This window comes from Limnothrix redekei LRLZ20PSL1 (assembly GCF_043235035.1).
In the GTDB taxonomy this organism is placed as follows: Bacteria; Cyanobacteriota; Cyanobacteriia; order CACIAM-69d; family CACIAM-69d; genus CACIAM-69d.
This window is the reverse complement of the sequence record NZ_JAZAQF010000001.1, coordinates 42,725-64,881: the sequence shown is the minus strand read 5'-3', so window position 1 is coordinate 64,881 and position 22,157 is coordinate 42,725. Positions and strand designations below refer to the sequence as shown.

The following is a 22,157-nucleotide window of genomic DNA, read 5'->3' as shown; positions in this document are numbered from 1 at the left end:
GCGTACAGCGGTACGCCCCTACCCGATCGGGCCTTGTTGATTGGAGCGATCGATGCGGAAAAATCGATCAATTTCCGTGGGGGCGCATCACCATGGGCCCTCCGATACGTTGATTGGGCCTTGTTGATTGGAGCGATCGATGCGGAAAAAATTGATCAATTCTCGTGGGGATGCATCGCCATGCGCCCTCTGATCCGCTACACACGATTTTGAATTAATGGGTCGATCGCCCGGCTTGGTTGCACTGTTTCAGCAGTTGGTGCAGCACTCCTAACAATTCGGCTGGATTGCGATTGGAGTATAAGCCCGTTTCATAAACCTGACCGGACGAATCGAGCCGATAAAACCGCCAGCCGTCGCCATTGGTGACAATTCCCAACACTTCAATAGTTCGATCGCCATTGCAATCTTGGCAAGCTTTCATTTCCACTAAGCATTGGGCTAATCCTTGCTCAAAGTCGTCTTTTTTGGCTTCCACAATGCACAAAAAAGGGGCGGACACATAGTCTCGGCGCTCTGTGATTAAGTAATCAACATTGCCGGTGACTTGTGCTGTTTCTAGCTTAACGCCTTTCCAGATTTTGAGATTTTCTAGATCGGTAATGGCTTCTTCGCAAAATGCATCAATAATCAGTTCTTTGGATTTTTCGCAATAGCGTAAATCAAAATGGGCTTGCAGGCGGCGCAGGCGTTCTTGAAAGAAGGCGCTAGGCGATCGCGTTGGGCTGTCCAGTTCCCATGGTTTTAATTCGGTTAGGTTTAGGTGTTGATAGGCTTCTGTAAGGGTGAAGCTGGAAAAGTTTTTGCGTTTTTTAATCATTGAATTGGATCGCTTGACTCCAGATTTATTGATCATTATCGATCATTGCGAAATGGTCGATCGGCGGGTCTGGCCCTACTCCATCATTCACCGCTCGATCGACCCGTAGGGTGCATGGGAGAACGTTCGGAAGGAAATAGCAATCTCAATTCATCTCCCATGCACCGCCACCCATCGCGCATTCAACGACCATCATTCGGTTGAGTGGCGATCATTCTGCGGCGCATGGGAGTACAAATGAAGCGTTTCGTGGCCATTGGGGGTTGCTCCCATGCACCCTACAATTGGGGAAGACACTTTAATTGTCAATTCATGGCAATTGATCGACCCGGTTGGAGGGCGTACAGCAGTACGCCCCTACCTGATCGAGCCTTGTTGAATGGAGCGATCGCTGCGGAAAAATCCGATCTGCAAAATCTCTACGGCTTCCTGAAATGTGATACAAAAAAATAGGATCTTTGCGGGTGGGATGTCCGCATTTTGGCTGGGAGATTGGGATATGTCGCGCTTGCTGATCGATCGCTACTATGCAGATTTGGCGGATTGCAAGCGATATGGCGGGCAGTTCAACGAAAGCAATTTGCGAAAATCCTTTGCCAATTTGTTAGATGGCTATTGCCGGCCTCGCAACTATCGATTGGTGGAGGAAATTTCGACGCGCACGGCCCGAGGCAACATCATCAAGTTTGATGGGGTGGTGAAAAATGCCCTGCGCTTCGATTTGGGTTATTGGGAAGCAAAAGACACCAAGGACGACCTCGATCAGGAAATTGCGGCCAAATTTGAAAAGGGTTATCCCGACGACAATATTTTATTTGAAAACACCGAAACGGCGGTTCTGATTCAAAGCGGTGAGGAAGCATTTCGGATTGAATTGGCGGATGCGGCGGCGTTGGATCGTTGCCTCAATCAGTTTTTAGATTATGAGCGGCCGGAGGTGAAGGGATTCCGGCAGGCGATCGAGAAGTTTCGGGAGGATTTGCCGCAAATTGTGGAGGTGTTGCGGGAAACGATCGCCCAGGAAGAAACCAGCAATCAGCGATTTTTGGCGTTGCGCGATCGGTTTTGGGAAACCTGCAAAACGTCGATTAATCCGCAAATTACGCTGTTTGATGTGCAGGAAATTTTGATTCAGCATATTTTGTCTGAGGATATTTTCCTGAATGTGTTTAATGACGCGCAATTTCACCGGGACAACAACATTGCGCGGCAAGTGCAATCGGTGGTGGATACGTTTTTTACGGGTGGGTTGCGGCGAAATGTGCTGAAGTCGATCGACCACTATTACGGGGTGATTCGGCAGCAGTCGGCGGCGATCGCGGATCATCACGAGAAGCAAGAGTTTCTGAAGTCGGTTTACGAAAATTTCTATAAGGCTTATAACCCAAAGGCGGCCGATCGCCTGGGGATTGTCTACACGCCGTCGGAAATTGTGAAGTTCATGATCCAAGGGACAAATTACCTGCTGGAGAAACATTTCGATCGGCTGTTATCTGATCTGGGTGTGAAGGTTCTCGATCCAGCGACGGGGACGGGGACGTTTATCACGGAGTTGATTGATCTTTGGCCGGAGCAAACGCTGAAGCAAAAATATCGAGAGGATTTGTTTTGCAATGAGGTGGCAATTTTGCCGTACTACATTGCGAATTTGAATATTGAATATTGCTATCAGCAGAAAACCGGAACGTATGAGGAGTTCAACAATATTTGCTTTTTGGATACGTTGGATCATGCAGGGTTGAAGGAGGAGCAAAAGGATCTGTTTTCGCTTTCGGTGGAAAACACGGAACGGATTCGGCGGCAAAATGCGGAAGATTTGACGGTGATTATTGGCAATCCGCCCTATAACGCTTGGCAGGAAAATTTTAATCTCCGTAATCCAAATCGTCCTTACAAGGAAATTGATAAGCGGGTTAAGGAAAGCTATATCAAAAAAGGAACAGCCCAAAATCAAATCGCTGTTTACGATATGTATGTGCGGTTTTATCGCTGGGCGGCTGATCGGTTGCGTGGTCAGGGAATTATTTCGTTTATTACGAATCGATCATTCATTAACTCTCGGGCTTTTGATGGCGTTCGGAAGTGCTTTTCTGAGGAATTTGACTATATTTACTTGCTGGATTTAGGGGGTGATGTGCGCGAGAATCCGAAGCTTTCGGGTACGACGCACAATGTGTTTGGAATTCAAGCGGGCGTGGCGATCGCCTTTTGTGTGAAGCTGCCAGTTGAACCGGGTGAAAAACGCAATTGCCGAATTTTCTATATCGATCAGCCGGAAATGGCGACGGCTAAGGAAAAGCTGCGGTTTTTGGCTGAAAGCTCGCTGGAGTTGTTGGCCAAGTCCGAGATGGTGCGGATTAGGCCCGATGCGAAACAAAACTGGATTAATCAGACGGATAACGATTTTGATCAGTTGTTGCCGCTGGTTGATAAGGAAGTGAAGGCAGGACGGGGCGATCGATGTGTTTTTCGTCTGTTTTCGGCGGGCGTAAAAACCCAGCGAGATGAGTGGGTTTATGACTTCTCGCGTGAAAGCCTTGAGCAGAAAGTCAAGTATATGATCGCCGCCTATCAAGAACGCCTAAAAACTGGCAAGCGCCGCGAGTCTCTCGATATGAAATGGGACGAAGACTTGGAAACTTACCTAAAGCGAGGTATTCAGAAAAAATTTGACCCCAAATCGATCAGAAAAAGCTGCTGCCGCCCATATAGTCAAATTCATTTGTATTTTGATTCACACTTTAATGGAAGAACCTATAGAATTTCTGACCTGTTCTCTCTTCCGGATTTAGAGAACAAAGTAATTGCCATTACAAGTCATACTCAAATACCTTTTTTGGTGCAGTCTGCTGATTGTATTCCTGCATTGGATTTTGGTGGCCGTCCAACTCAATGCCTACCAATTTACACCTACGATCGCGACGGCAATCGCAGCGAAAACATCACCGATTGGGCGCTGCAACAATTCCGCGACAACTATCAGGATTCACAGATTCAACGACTCGATATTTTTCATTACACCTACGCCGTTTTGCACCATCCCGCCTATCGGCAAAAATACGAAATTAACCTTAAACGTGACTTTCCCCGACTGCCCCTCTACGCAGACTTTTGGCAATGGGCAAATTGGGGCCGCGACCTGATGGATTGGCATATTAATTACGAGGCGATCGAACCCTACCCGCTCGATCGCACCGACCTGCCCCCCGACGAAAAAGCCAACCCACCCAAACTGAAAGCCGACAAAACCAAGGGAACCATTCAAATCGATCGGCTCACCACCCTCAGCGGCATTCCCCCGATCGCCTGGGACTACAAACTTGGCAACCGCAGCGCGATCGAATGGGTCTTAGATCAACACAAAGAAAAGACCCCCAAAGACCCCACCATTCGCGAACTGTTTAATACTTATCGCTTTGCCGACTACAAAGAACGGGCGATCGATTTGATTCAGCGCGTCTGCACCGTCAGCATCAAAACTATGGAAATCGTGCAACAAATGCCCGCCGAATCGGTGCATCAGCCGCGAGTTTCCTGAGGCTCCACCCAAACCGAATGGGCATAATGGGAGCCATGGCCCAAACCGCAACCGCAACACCCGCGAGGCCCACCCCATGATTGCTCAACTCGATCCGCAAACTCCTCCAGCGGTGATTTATCCCGACAGCGATGGCCAACCGATCGCAGACAACACCCAACAATTCCGCTGGATTACGGTCATTCAAGGCAACCTAGATTGGATTTTTGCCCAGAATGATCAAGTGTTTGTGGCCGGCGACCTGCTTTGGTATCCCGTGGAAGGCGACAACAAAACTCGCCAAGCGCCCGATGTGATGGTCGTGTTTGGGGTGGCCAAGGGCGATCGGGGTTCCTATAGGCAATGGCACGAAGGAAACATCGCCCCGCAGGTGGTTTTTGAGATTTTGTCGCCCGGCAATCGATTAGCAGAGATGCTGAAAAAACAGGTGTTTTACGATCGCCACGGAGTCGAGGAATATTACATCTATGACCCCGATCGCCATGAACTCAGCGGGTTTTTGCGCGGGGCAGCACCGACACCCTGGCTGAACCCGATCGAGTCCATGGAAAATTGGGCGAGTCCGCGCTTGGGCATCCGCTTTGAATTCACCGAAACCAGCCTGAATCTGTTTCAGCCCAACGGTCAGCCCTTTTTGACCTACGCGGAATTGGGCGAGCAACTGTTGAACGAGCGATCGCGCGCCGAGGCCGCCATCCAACGGGCTGAACAGGAGCGCCAACGAGCCGATCACCTGGCGGAACAGTTACGCGCCCTGGGCATCGATCCCGATCGGCCAGTGGACGGGTAAAGCACTTCAGAACAGAATCGGGCCATTTTGGGGGGCAGATGGGCCTCTGCCTATACCATTTGGTTGAAAGAATCGCGGATTCGATCGCGATCGCCCTTGCTCCTGTCTCGTCCTATGTCTGAGTTTGTCGCCGTCGATGCCCCCGCTGCCACCGAGTTCGATCGGGCAATGATGCGCCGTTGTTTGGCGTTGGCGCGTCAGGCCCTGGGGCGCACGGCCCCAAACCCAATGGTGGGTAGCGTGATTGTGCAGGGTACGGAAGTGGTGGGAGAAGGGTTCCATCCCGGCGCGGGTCAGCCCCATGCGGAGGTGTTTGCCTTGCGGGCCGCGGGCGATCGGGCGCGGGGAGCCACCGTGTATGTCAGCCTTGAACCCTGCAATCACTACGGCCGCACGCCGCCCTGTTCCAAGGCGCTGGTGGAAGCGGGCGTGGCCAAGGTGGTGATTGGAACGGTGGATCCGAACCCCCAGGTGGCGGGCCAAGGGATTGCCACGTTAAATGCGGCGGGCATTGAAACCTTGGTGGGGGTGGAACGGGCCGCTTGCGATCGGCTGAATGAGCCGTTTTTTTATCGAATTCAGCAGGGTCGGCCCCTGGGCATTTTGAAATATGCCATGACCCTGGATGGCAAAATTGCCACTACCCACGGCCACAGCGCTTGGGTGACCGATGAGCGGGCCCGGGCGGAGGTGCATCGCTTGCGGGCCGGTTGCGATGCGGTGATTGTGGGGGGCAACACGGTGCGGCGAGATAACCCCAAGCTCACCAGTCACGGCCTGGAAAGTCACGACCCGCTGCGGGTGGTGATGACTCGGCGGCTGGAGTTGCCCCAAACCACGGCCGATGGTCGGATTTTGCACCTGTGGGAGCCGTCGGAAGCGCCAACTTTGGTGTTGACGCTGCCGGGCGCGAATCCGGAAATGCAGGCTTGGTTGCGCGATCGGGGCGTTGAGGTGCAGGAAGTGCCGGATCTGTCGCCGGCCCGGGCGATCGAGGTGCTGAATCAGCGGCAATTTCTATCGGTGTTGTGGGAATGTGGCGGGGCCCTGTCGGCCCAGGCGATCGCCGATGGATCGGTGCAAAAAATCCTGGCGTTTATTGCGCCCAAAATTGTCGGCGGCGTGGCAGCTCCGTCGCCGGTGGGCGATTTAGGGCTGACCCAAATGGGCGACGCGATCGCCCTGGAGCGGGTCACCTGGCGATCGGTGGGCCAAGACTTCGCGATCGAGGGCTACTTGCGCCCCCTCAAAAAAACCGATTAGGGGTGCATTCCTGCCGCTGCGGCCCAACCCAGCAACTCCGCCTCATCCTCGATCGCCACTTCCACATAGGCCTTCAACTGTCCCAGGTTGCCACCCGCCAGGGTCAGCGCCGCCATCAACACTTGCTCCGTGTGGGCTGTGGCGGCCGGGTCTTGGGGATAGTTCACCAAAATTCCCAGCACGGTTTCTTGCTGTTCGATCGGGAACTGGGCTTTGACATAATCTCGAATCGCTTGGGGCAACAACATCGCAATCTTCCCGATCGTTCCCGATCGCTGAATGTGAACTCAAACCAACCCACGCGCCCTCGCTCAAGGCTAGCTAGTTTCAGGGTAGCGAATCCCGATCGGCCTGTTTCCCACTGAATAACCTCGCCCAAAAACAAGCCCCCGAAATCCGCTCAGGATCTCAGGGGCTGCAACATTAGCTAGACAGAATCGGTTTCAGACCTGGGCTTCACCCATCCAGGCGATCAAGTCTAGTGGCGGCGGCGCTTCATGGTACGCAGCACAGCGCCCAGAGCCACCAAGCCCATCACGCTCACAGGTTCCGGCACAGACTTCGGAGTCGGTTCCGGCGTAGGCTCGGGAGTCGGTTCCGGGGTAGGTTCCGGCGTAGGCTCGGGAGTCGGCTCAGGAGTCGGTTCAGGTGTAGGAGTCGGTTCAGGAGTCGGTTCAGGTGTAGGAGTCGGTTCAGGAGTCGGTTCAGGTGTAGGAGTCGGCTCAGGGGTGGGTTCCGGTGTAGGAGTCGGCTCAGGGGTGGGTTCCGGTGTAGGAGTCGGTTCCGGCGTAGGCTCGGGAGTCGGCTCAGGAGTCGGTTCCGGCGTAGGCTCGGGAGTCGGCTCAGGGGTGGGTTCCGGTGTAGGAGTCGGTTCAGGAGTCGGTTCCGGCGTAGGAGTTGGCTCGGGAGTCGGAGTGGCAATCACGAAGGACTCACTGCCACCGTTCGCAAATCCTTGAACATGGAAACCAATGTCAAACGCACCGGCCGTGATCGCATCAATCAGGCTATTGAAGGTTTTGCCCGTATTGAGGCTGAACAGGAACTCGACCCACTCACCCGGATTTACGCCGCTGGGTTGCACAGGCGACTTGGCTTTGAAGTTGAAGTCTTCATCAAATTTGACCGTGTTGCCGCCGGGTAAATTGCCGCCACTGTCCAACGAATCAAAATTAACACCAGCACCAGAGTCGTTGATGCCGACACCCGAGGTCTTCAGGAAGCGCGAGCTATCCACGTCATCAAAATAGATCTGAGTGATTGAGGATGCCGCCAGGCCCGTATTACTGAACTTGAACAGCACCTTGTTGCTGCCGCTATCAGTCACATCAAGGCGCAGTTGGCTCTCACCTGCGAGGGCATTGACTGCGCTATTACCAGTGATATTTGTAAAGTTAAAAGTAACAGCGTGAGCGCTGGCGGCAGACAGTGCAGAAGCAACGACTGCAACTGCAGCGGAACCAACTGCACGACCCCAAAAGCTAACTAAATTGGTAGTTTGTCGTTCCATTGTCATTGACCAGCAAGGATAGAGTAGTAGGGTTGAGGGGCTTGGTAGGCGCGGTGAAATTAACTGAAGTGATTCAAGCTCAGTAATTTATCTAAGTAAAGATGCAATTACTAACTTGAATTGCCAGTTCGACATCAGGAGCTTTTGCCGAAAACGCATCTCTTCTGGGTATATGACTAACAATATTCGATCTGTTTGGGCTATTCAAGACACTTGAACCACTCTTCATGGAAATTTCAATTAATTTCCTTTTTAGGTATCTTTTTTGACTTAATTACTCAATTTTTATACGGAGATCGCTAATTTTGCGCCTGAACTCTAATCCGTGATTCGGTAATTTGAACTGCAGCCACAAAACTACGATTCAGTGCTAGGTATGATCTTGGGGCATCGCTGAGCACTCCTGAGGCGATCGCGCTGTTTGTGTCTGTCGTGGCATACCTGGCCCGAGCTGGCAACTGAAGGGGGTGGGGGTCGTGTTTTTGCCGACGATCGCGATCGAAACCAATGCACGAAAAAAGTGCGCAAAACAAAAAGCGACTAATCAGATTTCTCTAATCAGTCGCTTTTTGCTTTTACAGAGCGGGTGACGCGATTCGAACGCGCGACATTCACCTTGGCAAGGTGACGCTCTACCACTGAGCTACACCCGCTTGCGTTTGACGCTTTAATAGAATGCCAAGAGTTTTTTGATTTGTCAAGGGTTTCAGAAAAAAATTCTAGGAATTTTCTAGAAAGTATTCAAGATGATTCTGGGGCTGTTCTTGGGGGCTGCTTTGGGGATGTGTTGTTTTGATCGGCTGGCTCCAGGCGATCGCCCTGTCAAGATCCGGACGGTTGGGCCGGCTGCCGGGGGGATGGGGGATAGAGCAGCAGGCTGAGGCCAACGCCCCGAATTAGCCCCACGATCGCCCCGCTCAGGAGGCCGTTCAGCAGGGCGTAGCTCGCTGGGACAATTGCGCCCTCTAGCCAGTCCAGACTCATGGCCCCAAAAACCAACATGGGGAAAAGGTTCACGAACCAGGCCAGGGCACAGATCAAAATCCAGCGGTTGGGGTGTTGCACGCGCGATCGCAGGACGGGCGCTTGGAAGGCTCCTTGGATGGCGGCGGCGATCGGGAAGGCCGCTAGCAGAATTGAGAAATTGCCCGATGGCAACCGCTGCCCCAACCAGATCATCAAGCCACCGACCGATAGACCCACCCAAAGACCGATCGCACTGGCCTTGGCCCAAGCTTTGCCCCGGCGCAGGTGCGATCGCAGCACGAAGCCTTGGGCCAGCCCCACAAAGGGCGCACCCAGCAAGGGCCCCAACCAGGGCAGCCAAGGGAACTGGGGCCAAGAGGCCAGGTGATGTTGCCCAAAGCCAACGGTTCCGGCCACGAGGCTGCTAACGATGGTCCATTCCAGCCAGAGGGGCAGGGGGCGAGGCCGGGACAGGGGTTCAGGGAGTTGCATGGGAAGGCGGAGAGGGGATGAGCCGATCGCGTGGGAGCGCAACCTCAAAGCAGGCCCATGGCCCGTTGGGTGGTTAGGTCAGCAATGCCGGTGGGGCTGAGTCGTCGCGATCGCTGGAAGTTCATGACGGCCTGGGCAGTGAGGTTGTCATAGACCCCGTTTACCCGATCGAATCCCAAGAGACCGAAGGCGGCCAGGCGCTGTTGCAGGGCCGTGACGCGCACCCCTCGATCGCCCGGCATCAACCACCGATCATCGCTACGGGCACTGGGCGATCGCTGGGCCAGGGGGCTGGCGTTAGGAACGGCTCGCGGGGCGGCGGCTGGCTGAGGCGATTGGAAGGCAGGCACAGCGCGGGCAGGTGTTGCCGAGTTGGGGCTAGGGCTGGATTGGCTGCGGCTGGAGGCCCCAAACAGGGCTCGGAGGGTGGCGGGGCTGGCTTGGCCCGTGGCGGGTAGTTGGCGCGATCTCTGGAAGGCGGTGACGGCCGCTTGGGTGATGTCGCCATAGAATCCGGTGCTGCGGGCTTTGAGGAATCCCAAGGCTCGCAACTGATCTTGAAGGGCCTTGACCCGATCGCCGCTGTCACCAGGTTTCAAGGTTTGATAATCGGGATTGAGGGGCTGAATGGGCGGGCGATCGGGCGGGTTGACCGGGGTGGCCGGTTGGGCTGGTGTTGGCTGGGTCGATCGCTGACTGACTGCTTGGCGATCGGCGGATTGTCCATTGGTCGATCGGGTATTGGTCGATCGGGTATTCGTCGGTTGGGCCACCAGACGGGCTTCGATCGCCCGCAGGGTTTCCGGCGTTGCCCGACCTGTGGCGGTCAACCCCGCCGCCTGTTGGAAAGCTCGCACCGACCGGCTGGTGATTGGCCCATAGAACCCCGTGGGCGTGGTTGCAAAAAAGCCCAACTGGCGCAAGCGGGTTTGCAGTTGCCGAACGGCGGCGCTCCGTTGGCCGGGCCCCAGTCCATTGCTGGCTGTGGCCGGTTGGCTGGTGATCGGGCGGTTAGGCTGGGCTGGGGTCCCTTGGCCGCTGTCGGTTCCGGCTCGATCGCGCAGGGCCTGCATGGTGGCCAAGTCCACATGCCCCGTGGTTGAGAGATTCAGGGATTGCTGAAACCGTTCCAGGGCTTGGCGAGTAGGGCTGTCGAAATAGCCAGTGGGTTCGGCGGCCAAAAAGCCTAGCCGATTCAGGAGCTGTTGCAATTCCGTGGTGCTGGGGCCCCGATCGCCCGGTTGCAGATTCGCCACCAAGGTTAAATCAGCCCCCGTGGCTTCCAGGAGCGATCGCTTCGTCACAATATCCACCGCCCCCTTGGTGTAGAGACCCCGCGATCGCTGGAAGGCTTCTAGGGCAGCGGCCGTGGCGTTATCAAATTGGCCACTGAGGGGGCCGCCGTAATTACCCAGGGTTTTCAGTTGTCGTTGCAAGCGCACCACACTGGGGCCCGCATCGCCCGATCGCTGGCTGGCCGACAGGGCCCAAGCGGGCGCACCGCCCAAGACCACAACCCCGATCGCTGTTGCCACACAACTTCGCTCGATCGCCCGGCCCATGGTGGTGTCCTCCTGCTTGCTGATGCTGATGGTTAGGGGCTGGCTGTTGTTTGAACCATAACTTGGAGCCGTTAACTTGGAGCCGTTCCTGTGAATGGCTATTTTGGACTGTTGCCTCATCCCGGGGGCTGAGTCCAAGGGCTGGTTCAACGGAGCCAAGCTTGCCCTGGCCATGCTAGCTCAGGCGATCGACCGGTTTGCAGGGCCAGCGCTCTGGGCGGGCTGAAGCCCCCACGACCAACCATTGCCCGATACTATGAAAGACTCCGAAAGACTCCTTTGGCCATATGAGTGCCTCTGCCACGCCGCGCGAGATTCCTAACGCTGACTATCGGCTGCTGAACCGCGATCAGCTCACGCCGATGATGCAGCACTATGTCTCGGTCAAAGAACAACATCCCCAAGCCCTATTGCTCTATCGGGTGGGCGATTTTTTCGAGACCTTTTTCCAGGATGCTTGCACAATCGCGGAAGTGCTGGAGTTGGTGCTGACTTCCAAGGAGGGCGGCAAAGATATTGGGCGCGTGCCCATGGCCGGTGTGCCGCACCACGCGATCGAGCGCTACGCGGCGCAACTGGTGGAAAAGGGCTATGCGGTGGCCCTCTGTGACCAAACCCAGGATGCTGCCGAAGCTCAGGGGTTGGTGCGGCGGGAGGTGACCCGAATTCTCACGCCGGGGACGGTGCTCGAAGAAGGCATGTTGGCGGCCCGCAAAAATAACTTTTTGGCGGCGATCGTGCTGGAGCGTCGCCATTGGGGCTTGGCCTATGCGGACATTTCCACCGGGGAATTTTGGGCCACCCAAGGGGAAGACCCAGAACCCTTGGTGCAAGAGCTGTTGCGCCTGAGTCCGTCGGAAGTGTTAGTGCCGGTGAATGCGCTGGATCTGGTGGGGCTGTTGCGGCCGGGCGAGAGTCGATCGCACCTGAAGGGGCGGGATTTTCCCGATTGGTTACCCGGCCAGTTTTGCTATGCCCTGCGGCCCCAATCGCGGTTTGGGCTGGCGGAAGCAAGGCAACGGTTGCTCGATCGCTTCCGGCTGCGATCGCTCGAAGGGGTGGGCTGCGATCGCCGGCCCTTGGCGGCCCGGGCGGCGGGCGGGCTGTTGACCTATCTCACGGAAACCCATCCCAGCTCCGAAGACCAAACCCGCGAAATTCCGCTGCAACTGCTCAAAACCTACGAAATTACAGACTATTTAATTCTGGATTACCAAACCCGCCGGAATTTGGAAATTGTCCAAACCGTACGCGATGGAACCCTGACCGGATCGCTACTGTGGGCGCTCGATCGCACCGTAACGGCCATGGGCGGTCGGGCCCTGCGTCGTTGGTTGCTGCAACCCCTGCTGGATTTGGATGGAATTCGGGCCCGCCAAGGGGCGATCGGGGAACTGATTGATCAGCCCGACTTGCGCCAGGATCTGCAACGGCTGCTGCGGGAAATGTATGACCTGGAGCGGTTGGCGGGGCGGGCCGGCGCGGGCACGGCCAACGCCCGGGACTTAGTGGCTTTGGCGGATTCCTTGGGTCGGTTGCCGGAGCTGGCCCAAGTGGTGAGCGAGGGCCGATCGCCCTACTTCCGCGTGTTGCAACAAGTGCCGCCGGCCCTGGAGCAACTGGGCGATCGCCTACGCAGCCATTTGGTTGATGAGCCGCCCCTGTCCGTCACCGAAGGCGGCCTTGTTCGGGATGGTGTGAACCATGCCTTGGACACCATGCGCCAACAATCGGCGGGCGATCGGGACTGGCTGGCCAACTTGGAGGCGATCGAGCGGCAACGCACCGGCATCAACACCCTGAAAGTGGGCTACAACAAAACCTTTGGCTACTTCATTGGCGTGTCCCGGGCCAAGGCGGATCTCGTGCCCGAGGACTATATCCGCAAGCAAACCCTCGTGAACGAAGAGCGCTACATCACCCCGGAGTTGAAGGAACGGGAAGCGCGAATTTTGTCGGCCCGTGAAGATCTGAACCGATTGGAATACGAGATTTTCTGTGAGTTGCGATCGGCTACGGGGGAGTTGGCAAATCAAATTCGCAAGGTGGCCCTGGCAGTGGCGGCGATCGATGTGTTGACCAACTTTGCCGAGCTGGCGATCGCCCGGGGCTATTGCCGACCCGTGATCGATCAGGGCCGCACGATCGAGATTCAGCAGGGTCGCCACCCGGTGGTTGAACAATCCTTACCGGAAGGGTTCTTTGTACCCAACTCGACCCAGTTGGGGTATGAACAACCGGGCGATCGGACGGGGAGCCAGTCCGGTTCGCTGGTGGCTGCTTCCTTGGGTGCATCCATGGATGTGTCAATTGATGTATCAATTAATACCCGACCTGATCAGGGCGATCGCGATTTTGATCAACCGTCCGATCGCCCAAAAAATCTACCTTTTAGTTCAGACCTTAATCCAGCCCTTGACTCGGCTGGTCATGCCACTTTTGATCCATCCCTTGCGCCCTCGCCTGCGCCGGAGTCCCATCAGCCTCAGACCGATTTACCCGACGGGCCCCATTTGCCCGATTTAGTGGTGCTCACGGGGCCCAACGCCAGCGGCAAGAGTTGCTATCTGCGGCAAGTGGGCCTCATTCAGCTCATGGCCCAGGTCGGATCCTATGTGCCAGCCCAGGCGGCCCACTTGGGAATTTGCGATCGCATCTTTACCCGGGTGGGGGCGGTGGATGACTTGGCCACCGGGCAATCGACCTTCATGGTGGAAATGAACGAAACGGCCAATATTCTCAACCACGCCACCGATCGATCCCTGGTCTTGCTCGATGAAATTGGGCGCGGAACGGCCACCTTTGATGGCCTGGCGATCGCCTGGTCGGTGGCGGAATATTTGGCCAGCGAACTGCGTGCGCGATCGATCTTTGCCACCCACTACCACGAGCTAAATGAACTGGCCACCCTGTTAGACAACGTGGCTAACTACCAAGTGGCCGTCAAAGAACTGCCCGATCGAATTGTGTTTCTACATCAGGTGCAACCGGGCGGGGCCGATCGCTCCTACGGCATCGAAGCGGCCCGCCTGGCCGGGTTGCCCCCCAGCACGATCGCCCGGGCCCGCGAAATCATGGCCCAAATTGAAAAACACTCAAAAATCGCCGTAGGCCTGCGAAAAACCGCCCAAGCTGGCTCTCGTACTCACTCAAAGCCCCCGAATGAGGTTAACGCCGCATCAGAGCAGCCCATTGCCCAATTAGACATTTTTGGTAGTGGAAATTAAGAGTTCGGGTTGTTGATGAGTTTGACTGCTGGGTTGATTGCTGGGTTGATTGCTGGGTTGATTGCTGGGTTGATTTCCAGGCTAATTGCTGAGTTGAATTTGGAGCTTTGTTTTGAGGCCAATTCGGGGTTGGAAATTGGGCTAGCTTTTGGATTGAGTGTTGCGCTTGGCTAGCCGCCAGCTTTTGGGGGCTAACGGTTGATGGCTCATCTTTTGGACTGAATCGGACGCGATCGCCATTCGGCTGCTGAAAGACTTCAACTCGATCCCCCAATCGTTCCACTCAATTCAGATGAATTTTGCGACAAGAATCCTGAAAAATTTCACGAAATTCAGCGCACCCAATCAATACCGAATTAGCATCGATCGGGGCTGGTGCGGAGATGGATCGCCATAACCGACCAAAGAGATAGTTTTGGCTTCTGCTCAGGCATTGGCCAACCTCAGATCAATCCCCATGCTCAAAAAGATCACAAGAAATTTGGCAGCCGATCACACAGCCGCAGAAGCTCCCTTGACAGGATAGAGGGGAACCCCCGTTCATCCTCAAAAGCAATCGACAAATGGCAGATCGATCGGCTAAAGATAAAACAGCAACGCGCTAAGGCTGAAGCCGTTGCTAGCAACGCGAACCTGTTCTACTGTTGCCCATCTACATCTTGCTGAAGGTACACCTCTTTCCTGTGGATCTCATCGGAACGACTCGCTCCGTGAAGTTTCGGACGCGCCCCTGCGGTTGATCGCTGTTGATTTCGGCAGTTTTCCCAAGATTTCTTGGGCTATCTCCGTACTTTTCCGTATTTTGTCGAATCGGTTGGCTAGGATTTGGACAGGTCTGAACCCCCTGACCCAAAGTTGGCTGTGGAATCTGGATCTGCGGCCCACCCACAAAGGGCGGATAGCCTGCTGTTTGGTGTGGGGATAGGGATTAGACTCAATCGCCCCGCTACCGGTCTTGAAGGTGATCAGGGTCTCTAGGTTGGTCTACGTCTCCTAGCTCACTATCTTTGCGGATCCATGACGGAAGCGTTTAATCCCCTTCGCACTAGTTCAATCTTGACTCCGCCCCCCCTGCAACTACTGGATCAACTGACTTCGCCCATTTGGGTGATTGATCTGTCCGCTATGCGGCTCCATTGGGCCAATCGATCGGGGAGCGAACTCTGGAGCCGATCAAGCCTGCGGGCTTGGGTGAAACATGCCCAGCATGGCCGCCACGAGCAAGTGCGGATGCGCCTAGAGCGAATTCAGCAAGCTCTGAGCAAGCGGCAGACCTGGACAGAACATTGGACGTTTTATCGCCAAGGGGAGTTGGTGTCGCTGCCCTGTCTTTGTTCGCGGTTGACTTTGCCGGATCATGGGGAACCCCTGCTGTTGATTGAGGGGCTAGACGAACGGTTGGAACCTACCTTGGCCAAGGCATTGCGCCTGGCGGAACAGGACTTGGAACAGCGGGATGCGACGGCGCTGGCGGTGGGGGAAGCCATGCGCTGCTTGATGTTGTTGCCCGATGGCGATCGTGCCATTACCCAAACCCTACAGATGCTGGGCAGCATGACCCAGGCCGATCGAGCCTATGTGTTTCGGAACCATCCCCACCCGGTCACGGGCGAGCTGCTCACCAGCCAGCGTTGGGAATGGACTCGCGCCGGGCTGACGCTGCAAATGGAGCATTTGGAGCTGCAAAACATTGCCTACAAAGATTTAGACCCCAGTTGGTATGAATACCTCAGCACCGATCGGGTGTTGAATTTCCGGCTGCAAGATTTGCCCGCCAACCATGCCTATCGCAGCTTTTGGCATGGGCAGACGGTTCATGGGGTTTTGATGTTGCCCATGATTTTGCAAGGGGAATTTTGGGGGTTCTTGGGGTTCGATCGCTGCCGAACCGATCGGCTCTGGACGGATGCGGAATGCAACCTGCTGCGGTTGGCGGCCGCGGGCATTGGCTGCACCATCTTGCGCCACCAAAGCGATGTGAAGCTGGCCAGTTTCAACATGCAAATTGAAAGCCTGGTGGAACAGCGCACCCTGAAGCTGCGGGCGGCGGTGCAACAACTGCAACAGGAAATTCAGGAGCGGGAACGGGCCGAATCGCAATTGCGCTACAACGCCCTGCACGATCGGCTCACCGGGTTGCCCAACCGCACCTTTTTGATGGAGGAGTTGGCTAAAACCATCCGCCTGATGCAAGCAACCGAGCAGGGGGGCTTTGCGATCCTGTTTGTGGATATCGATCGCTTCAAGGTGATCAACGACAGCCTGGGCCATCAAGCGGGGGATGAACTCTTGGTGGCGATCGCCCACCGATTGCGGCGCTGCTTGCGGCCCACCGACTCGATCGCCCGGTTGGATGGCGATGAATTTGCCATTTTGCTGCAAGACGTGACCACTCGGGCCCAGGCGGAACAGGTGGCCGAATCGATCCATCGTTCTTTGGCGCGGCCGGTGACCTTGGGCAGCCAAGAAATTTTCACCAGCGTCAGCATTGGCATTGCCCTGGGATCTCGGGAATATGACTGTGCGGAGCTGCTGTTGCGGGATGCGGATATTTTCATGCGCCGGGCCAAGGCCATGCGATCGCGCCATGAGGTGTTCGATCGGGCTGTTCACCAACAGGTGCTCACCACCCTGCGCCTAGAGCATGACCTGCGCCGGGCGATCGCTCAAATTGAGGACATGGGCATTGATCGAGCCGGCCACCCGGAAGTGCCCATGCCCTTCAGCTTGCGTTATCAACCGATCGCCGAGGCCCGCACGGGTGAAATTCAGTGTTTTGAAGCCCTGTTGCGCTGGCATCACCCGGAATTGGGGCCCATTTCCCCCGATCGGTTCATTGCGATCGCCGAAGAAACGGGCCTGATTGTCACCCTCGGCCTGTGGACGCTCTATCGCGCCTGCTATCAGCTTCGGGAGTGGCAACAACTTTTCCCACAATTTGGGCATCTGCAAATTGCCGTCAACCTTTCCGCCAAGCAATTTTCTCGCCTTGACCTGATGGAGCAAATTGATCAGGTTTTGAATCGCACCAACATCAACCCCGGAACCCTGAAGCTGGAGCTGACGGAAACCACCATCGCCGACAATTCCGATCTGGCAGCCGCCACCATGTATGAGCTGCGATCGCGCCAGATCGTCCTTTGTCTCGATGACTTTGGCACGGGCTACTCTTCCCTCAGCTATTTGCATCGGTTCCCGTTGGATGTGCTCAAAATCGATCAGTCTTTCATTTCCCAACTGGGCGGGCGCGACAACACCCAAGCGATCGTCCGCGCCATCATCACTCTGGCGGAACAGTTGGGCATGGACACGATCGCTGAGGGGGTGGAAACCGCTGAGCAACTGGTCTGGCTGGCCAACCTGGGTTGCACCTACATTCAGGGCTATTGGCTGGCCCAGCCGCTTCAGGCCAGTGCCGCCACCCAACTGCTGGAGCAGCACGATCCTCGCCTAATTGCGGATTTGGAATCTAACCTGCAAGAGAGCGATCGCCCGTTCAATTTACTGGCCCGCTCCTAGTACGGTCGATCGAGCAGCGCGAAAAATCTTGAGCTGAAGATGATCGCTAATTGCTAGGCGATCGCCTGGAGGCTGGCATCATACCAGCGTTGTTCGCCGTTGTCTTCGTAGGACAGCAGCAGCCCCGCGCCTTCGAGAGCTTCGATCGCCTGTCTGATGTTCTTTGCTTTGGCTTTGGTGTTTTTGCCGCTGAATCGGCTGGTGGCGCGATCGATTGTCCATTCGCCCCCTTCGGTGCGAACCAGATCGCGGACGGCGGCGACGCGCTCTTTGAATTCCTTGGGCAGGGGCAAGGGGCGATCGTCCTGCGCAGCACGGCTCCGCGCGATGTGTTTGCCTGGAAGCGCGGCGAAACGACGGCTACCGCTGGCCAACTGATGGGTCTGAATGGTCTGACGGCTGAGAACCTGGTGAAACGGGCGATCGCGCCGTTGGATTAGGGCTGTGGTGTTTCTGGGGCGATCGTTGCGGTAAAAGTCCTATAAGGGGGGGTATTATCTTGCAACTGCGGGATAATACTCTTAGTACCGGAGCTAGACCGCAACTGCTTGATAACACTCTGCTGAGGAGAGTTATCCTGTACCTGCGGTCTAATAAATAGTTCGGCTGCTACGCTCAGCATTGTCGTGTTTGATATAAATTAAGGCAGAGCATGACAATACGAACACTCACGCCCGCAGACGTAAAAGAATATCGAGTACTCCGTTTAGCTGCATTGCGTGAGCAACCACCTGCGTTCGGCACTCCAGCCGAAAAAGAAGAAAAGCTCGCACTTGAAGCAGTGGCTTCACGTCTCCAAGAATCTGAAGATACATATATTCTTGGAGCTTTTTCCGATGAAATTCTTGTTGGCACCATACGCTTTTCACGTTTTGAAGAAGCGAATGAAAAGCATCGTGGCTTGATCGCTGGACTCTATGTTAGACCTGAATTTCGGCGGCGTGGTGTAGCACGAGCACTGGCAACTGAAGTCCTTGGACGTGCTCAACAAGATAATAGCTTGCGTAGAATACATCTCACGGTCGTCACAGCCCAAGACGCTGCTATCCAACTTTACAAATCGCTGGGGTTTTGCATTTACGGGACAGAACATGAAGCTTTTTCTAATCAAGGTCAATTTTATGATGAGCATCTGATGGAACTCATCTTACATGCTGAAACAAAGTGAACTTCTAGTCAATCAACAGCCGCCGAACAACCCTGCTGCACCGGAACGAATCTAAGCTATCGTTGTGATGCAAAGGTTATCTGCGTCCGGTGAGCAGGAACGTTAGGCTGAACAGCATTCCTCTAAGTCAAGATTTTGATCCTTGTAAAATACAGATAACAAAGTTATTTATTCTCTACATGCAAAACCAAGAACAAGCTGTAGTCTTCGACGAAGAACGCGCCGCTACCTATGACGAAAGATTTGCTAAACTGGCCCCATTGCGCGACACACTTCATTTATTGACCCGCCTGGTTCTTGCCGATCTTCCGCTCAATGCGCGGATTCTTTGTATCGGTGTTGGTACTGGCTTGGAATTGATTTATCTCGCCCGTGAATTTCCCCAGTGGCAATTTACAGCGGTTGAACCTGCCCCCGCAATGCTTGAAATTTGCCGTCAGAAAGCCGAAGCAAGTGGAATTGCATCGCGTTGCACTTGGCATGAAGGTTATCTAGATTCATTATCTGTTTCGGAGCCGTTTGATGCGGCAACTTGCCTATTGGTTTCGCACTTCTTTATGAAGCAAGAGGAGAGGCGCAACTTTTTCGGTCAAATTGCGGCACGACTTCGCCCTCAAGGATATTTAGTTAGTGCGGATTTAGCGTCTGATATGTCCACTTCGTCCTATCAAAGCTTGCGTGAGGTTTGGACTCGGATGTTGCAGTATGCCGAATATCCTGAGCAGACAATCAAAGACTTTCTCGATTCTCATGGTCGGGATGCGGCGGTGTTACCATCTCATGAAGTCTCGGCAATTATTGCATCCAGCGGATTTGATAGTCCAGTGCTATTCATGCAGACTCTGTTTATACATGCTTGGTATGCAATTCGACCATAACGGGTTTAAAAGTCTTCAACCACCGCCTAACAACCGCAATGCACCGGAACTTTGAAGGTTTCTGGTTCTAACAAAAACTATTGTCGTCCGGTGATTGCGAACGTTATGCCGCTGCGCTGCGAGACCCTTGCAGTGATAGCCATCGGCAACCGACAGAGATCAGGCAGACAATGCACTCAGTCCTGTGATCATCCTCATGACGAGAGCCAGTAGAATCGCTGAGCAACAGTTGGGTGAATCCGCAAGACTTGGACGTGCGATCGCCCCCTTCGGATCGGGCCGCGCCACCCCCAACAAGTCACACCATTCACTCAAAAAAAGCTGATAATTGCCCCGCTCATTGCCGCTTGACGCTTGCCACCGCTGAATGAAGGAATGAATGGCTGAAGGAGCAGGCTCAGGCATGGCGCAGTGGGCTGGAGAGCGCGTCGATCTTGGGTGAGATTCCTATTGTAACCCTAACTTCTGCGTCCTGCCCTGGCCATCTTGACTGACGCTCGGGGCTAAGTAGATTGCCCTTCTTGCTTCAGGGGCATCACGATCGTAAACGTCGATCCTGCACCCGGCACAGAGCTAAACCGAAGCTGGCCCTGGTGTTGCTCCGTCACAATTTGATAGCTAATCGACATTCCCAGCCCCGTGCCTTTGCCAACTGGCTTCGTCGTGAAAAAGGGATTAAAAATTTGTGATTGGATGCTGTCCGGCATCCCCACCCCATTATCGGTAATTTGAATTTGCACCCGATCGCCCCGCAAAAGGCGCGTTTGAATTTCAATACAACCCTTAAATTGCTCCCTAGTAAATTGCCCCCTAGCTGATGAATCAGGGTTCGTAGCGCCCAGCGGATCAGTCTGATATTTTTCAGTAATTGCCTCGATCGCATTGGCAATCAAATTCATAAAGACCTGATTTAAATTGCTGGCATAGCATTCTACTGCCGGTAAATCGCCATAGTCACACTTCACCTGAATTTCCGGGTGGTCAGGTGCAGCCTTCATCCGATGTTGCAAAATCGCCAAGGTGCTGTCAATACCTTCATGGATGTTGACCGGTTTATAACAAGCTTCATCCATTCGCGAAAAGTTGCGCAAAGAAAGGATAATTTGGCGAATTCGCTCGGTTCCTAAATTCATGGAAGATAGGATTTTAGGCAAATCGTCCTGAATAAATTCAAAATCTGATTCTGCATCTAAATCAGTGATCATTTGCACTAATTCAGGACGGTTGGAACAAGGACTAGATTGGGCCCAAGCTCGCATCTTTTCTGTCCAACCTAACAGCAACTCCACATGACTTTGCACATGTTTGAGGTTGCCATGGATAAAATTCACCGGATTATTAATTTCATGGGCCATACCGGCCACCAACTGGCCTAAGGAAGACATTTTCTCGCTTTGCACCATCCAAAGCTGGGCTTTTTTCAGCTCATCCAAGGTGGCTTCCAGTTCGATCGTCCGTTGGCGCAATTGATCTTCGGCGCGTTCCCGTTCCTGCATTTCTCGCTGCAAACGGGTCACAACCAATTGCAAATCTTGAGTGCGTTTGGTGACCTGTCGCTCCAAATCTTCATTCGCCGCTTGCAGGGCCTTTTCGGTTTGGTGTCGTTCGATCGCCACACGGGCCAAATAGGTCGCCTTAATCAGCAATTTGCGATCGTGGGGATGGGGGCGGTGGGGAAAGGGGTTATACATGGCAAAGGTTCCCAACACTTGACCTTCACAGGACAAAATGGGCGTGGACCAACAAGCCCGCAGGCCAAAGCCGATCGCCAAATCCCGAAATTCAGTCCACAATGGATCGGTCGCAATATCTTCAGCAATCACAGAAGCTTTGTGATAGGCAGCCGTGCCGCAAGATCCCACCACGGGCCCGATCGGGATGCCATCAATACATTGGTTGTAGTCGGACGGCAGGCTAGGTGCTGCCCCATGGCGTAATCGTTGGGTTTCTGCTTCTAGTAATAAGAAAGCGCAAAAAGTTTGACAGGATGTGTGGGCTTCAATGAGTAAAGCCAACTCCGTCAGAACGGTTTCTAAGGGTTGGCTCTGGGCAATTAGCTCCAAAATATGATTTTGACCATCTGCCAGGGCCACCAGATTTTGGTGATAGGTCAGGGGAATCGTTTTACCCTGCACCGAGTCACTGACCGGGTAGAAGTCCGCCACTTGGAGAGGAGAAAATTGCATAGTAATCACAATTAATATTGACTAGGTGTTTTAGGCGTTTAGGGTTGGTCGTCAAAGCACCTGAAATCTTGATGCTGCCGTTAGCGAATTGTTAGGCAGCAAGGAGTTTCAGACCCTTGTTGCGACGATTGTTACGACGATCAGAGAACAATTCTGGAGGCAAAGAGCTTGCGAATTTTGTCTGCGATGGTTTGAACTAGAAAATTAGCGATTGGTTTGTCCACGAGAGGCAAGGTGC

At 54.5% G+C, this 22,157-nt stretch carries 15 protein-coding genes, 1 tRNA gene and 1 pseudogene; 9 read left to right on the top strand and 8 right to left on the bottom strand.

Going from position 1 to position 22,157, the window contains the following annotated elements; translation table 11 throughout:
- Positions 1 to 214: 214 nt before the first annotated feature.
- Positions 215 to 820: a hypothetical protein gene (locus VPK24_RS00260; protein ID WP_190354282.1), complete on the bottom strand. Its 606-nt coding sequence runs from the start codon at positions 818 to 820 to the stop codon at positions 215 to 217.
- Between the two features lie 499 nt (positions 821 to 1,319).
- Here VPK24_RS00260 and VPK24_RS00255 point away from each other — a divergent pair, with 499 nt between their 5' ends.
- From VPK24_RS00255 to ribD, 3 genes are all read left to right on the top strand, one after another.
- A complete protein-coding gene (locus VPK24_RS00255; RefSeq protein ID WP_393009888.1) occupies positions 1,320 to 4,358 on the top strand; it encodes a type ISP restriction/modification enzyme in 3,039 nt (1,012 codons plus the stop codon).
- 76 nt (positions 4,359 to 4,434) lie between these two features.
- Positions 4,435 to 5,148: a Uma2 family endonuclease gene (locus tag VPK24_RS00250; RefSeq protein WP_393009672.1), complete on the top strand. Its 714-nt coding sequence runs from the start codon at positions 4,435 to 4,437 to the stop codon at positions 5,146 to 5,148.
- Positions 5,149 to 5,262: 114 nt separating this feature from the next.
- A complete protein-coding gene (ribD, locus tag VPK24_RS00245) occupies positions 5,263 to 6,411 on the top strand; it encodes a bifunctional diaminohydroxyphosphoribosylaminopyrimidine deaminase/5-amino-6-(5-phosphoribosylamino)uracil reductase RibD (RefSeq protein WP_393009670.1) in 1,149 nt (382 codons plus the stop codon).
- Here ribD and VPK24_RS00240 read toward each other — a convergent pair.
- From VPK24_RS00240 to VPK24_RS00220, 5 genes are all read right to left on the bottom strand, one after another.
- On the bottom strand, positions 6,408 to 6,659 hold the full coding sequence (locus VPK24_RS00240; RefSeq protein ID WP_393009668.1) for a hypothetical protein: 252 nt from the start codon (positions 6,657 to 6,659) through the stop codon (positions 6,408 to 6,410). The two genes, ribD and VPK24_RS00240, sit on opposite strands and share 4 nt — an antisense overlap.
- A 230-nt stretch (positions 6,660 to 6,889) precedes the next feature.
- On the bottom strand, positions 6,890 to 7,738 hold the full coding sequence (locus VPK24_RS00235) for a hypothetical protein (protein ID WP_393009666.1): 849 nt from the start codon (positions 7,736 to 7,738) through the stop codon (positions 6,890 to 6,892).
- A 764-nt stretch (positions 7,739 to 8,502) separates the two neighbouring features.
- A tRNA-Gly gene (locus tag VPK24_RS00230) sits at positions 8,503 to 8,574 on the bottom strand.
- 169 nt (positions 8,575 to 8,743) lie between these two features.
- Positions 8,744 to 9,379, bottom strand: a complete 636-nt coding sequence (locus tag VPK24_RS00225; RefSeq protein ID WP_393009664.1) for a hypothetical protein — start codon at positions 9,377 to 9,379, stop codon at positions 8,744 to 8,746.
- 44 nt (positions 9,380 to 9,423) lie between these two features.
- Positions 9,424 to 10,941: a peptidoglycan-binding domain-containing protein gene (locus VPK24_RS00220; protein ID WP_393009662.1), complete on the bottom strand. Its 1,518-nt coding sequence runs from the start codon at positions 10,939 to 10,941 to the stop codon at positions 9,424 to 9,426.
- 94 nt (positions 10,942 to 11,035) lie between these two features.
- Between VPK24_RS00220 and VPK24_RS00215 the strand changes: the two genes are divergently transcribed.
- From VPK24_RS00215 to VPK24_RS00205, 3 genes are all read left to right on the top strand, one after another.
- Positions 11,036 to 11,167, top strand: coding sequence for a hypothetical protein (locus tag VPK24_RS00215; RefSeq protein WP_393009660.1), 132 nt, complete (start codon positions 11,036 to 11,038; stop codon positions 11,165 to 11,167).
- A 61-nt stretch (positions 11,168 to 11,228) separates the two neighbouring features.
- The gene (gene mutS, locus VPK24_RS00210) at positions 11,229 to 14,168 is read left to right on the top strand and encodes a DNA mismatch repair protein MutS (protein ID WP_393009658.1); all 2,940 of its coding nucleotides are present in this window, start codon (positions 11,229 to 11,231) and stop codon (positions 14,166 to 14,168) included.
- 1,056 nt (positions 14,169 to 15,224) lie between these two features.
- The gene (locus VPK24_RS00205) at positions 15,225 to 17,687 is read left to right on the top strand and encodes a putative bifunctional diguanylate cyclase/phosphodiesterase (RefSeq protein ID WP_393009656.1); all 2,463 of its coding nucleotides are present in this window, start codon (positions 15,225 to 15,227) and stop codon (positions 17,685 to 17,687) included.
- 53 nt (positions 17,688 to 17,740) lie between these two features.
- Here the strand turns inward: VPK24_RS00205 and VPK24_RS00200 are convergent, their stop codons facing one another.
- On the bottom strand, positions 17,741 to 17,980 hold the full coding sequence (locus VPK24_RS00200; RefSeq protein WP_393009912.1) for a hypothetical protein: 240 nt from the start codon (positions 17,978 to 17,980) through the stop codon (positions 17,741 to 17,743).
- On the opposite strand from VPK24_RS00200, the pseudogene VPK24_RS00195 reads away from it, so the two are divergent.
- The 3 genes and pseudogenes from VPK24_RS00195 to VPK24_RS00185 all read left to right on the top strand — a co-directional run.
- Positions 17,942 to 18,127, top strand: a pseudogene (locus tag VPK24_RS00195) (hypothetical protein); the annotation flags it as partial. The gene VPK24_RS00200 and the pseudogene VPK24_RS00195 sit on opposite strands and share 39 nt — an antisense overlap.
- Positions 18,128 to 18,339: 212 nt before the next feature.
- Positions 18,340 to 18,855 carry a GNAT family N-acetyltransferase gene (locus VPK24_RS00190; RefSeq protein WP_393009654.1) on the top strand — a complete coding sequence of 172 codons (516 nt, stop codon included), beginning with the start codon at positions 18,340 to 18,342 and terminating at the stop codon, positions 18,853 to 18,855.
- Positions 18,856 to 19,034: 179 nt separating this feature from the next.
- Positions 19,035 to 19,733: a class I SAM-dependent methyltransferase gene (locus VPK24_RS00185; RefSeq protein WP_393009652.1), complete on the top strand. Its 699-nt coding sequence runs from the start codon at positions 19,035 to 19,037 to the stop codon at positions 19,731 to 19,733.
- A gap of 503 nt (positions 19,734 to 20,236) precedes the next feature.
- Here VPK24_RS00185 and VPK24_RS00180 read toward each other — a convergent pair.
- Positions 20,237 to 21,919 carry a GAF domain-containing sensor histidine kinase gene (locus VPK24_RS00180; protein WP_393009650.1) on the bottom strand — a complete coding sequence of 561 codons (1,683 nt, stop codon included), beginning with the start codon at positions 21,917 to 21,919 and terminating at the stop codon, positions 20,237 to 20,239.
- Positions 21,920 to 22,157: the final 238 nt, after the last annotated feature.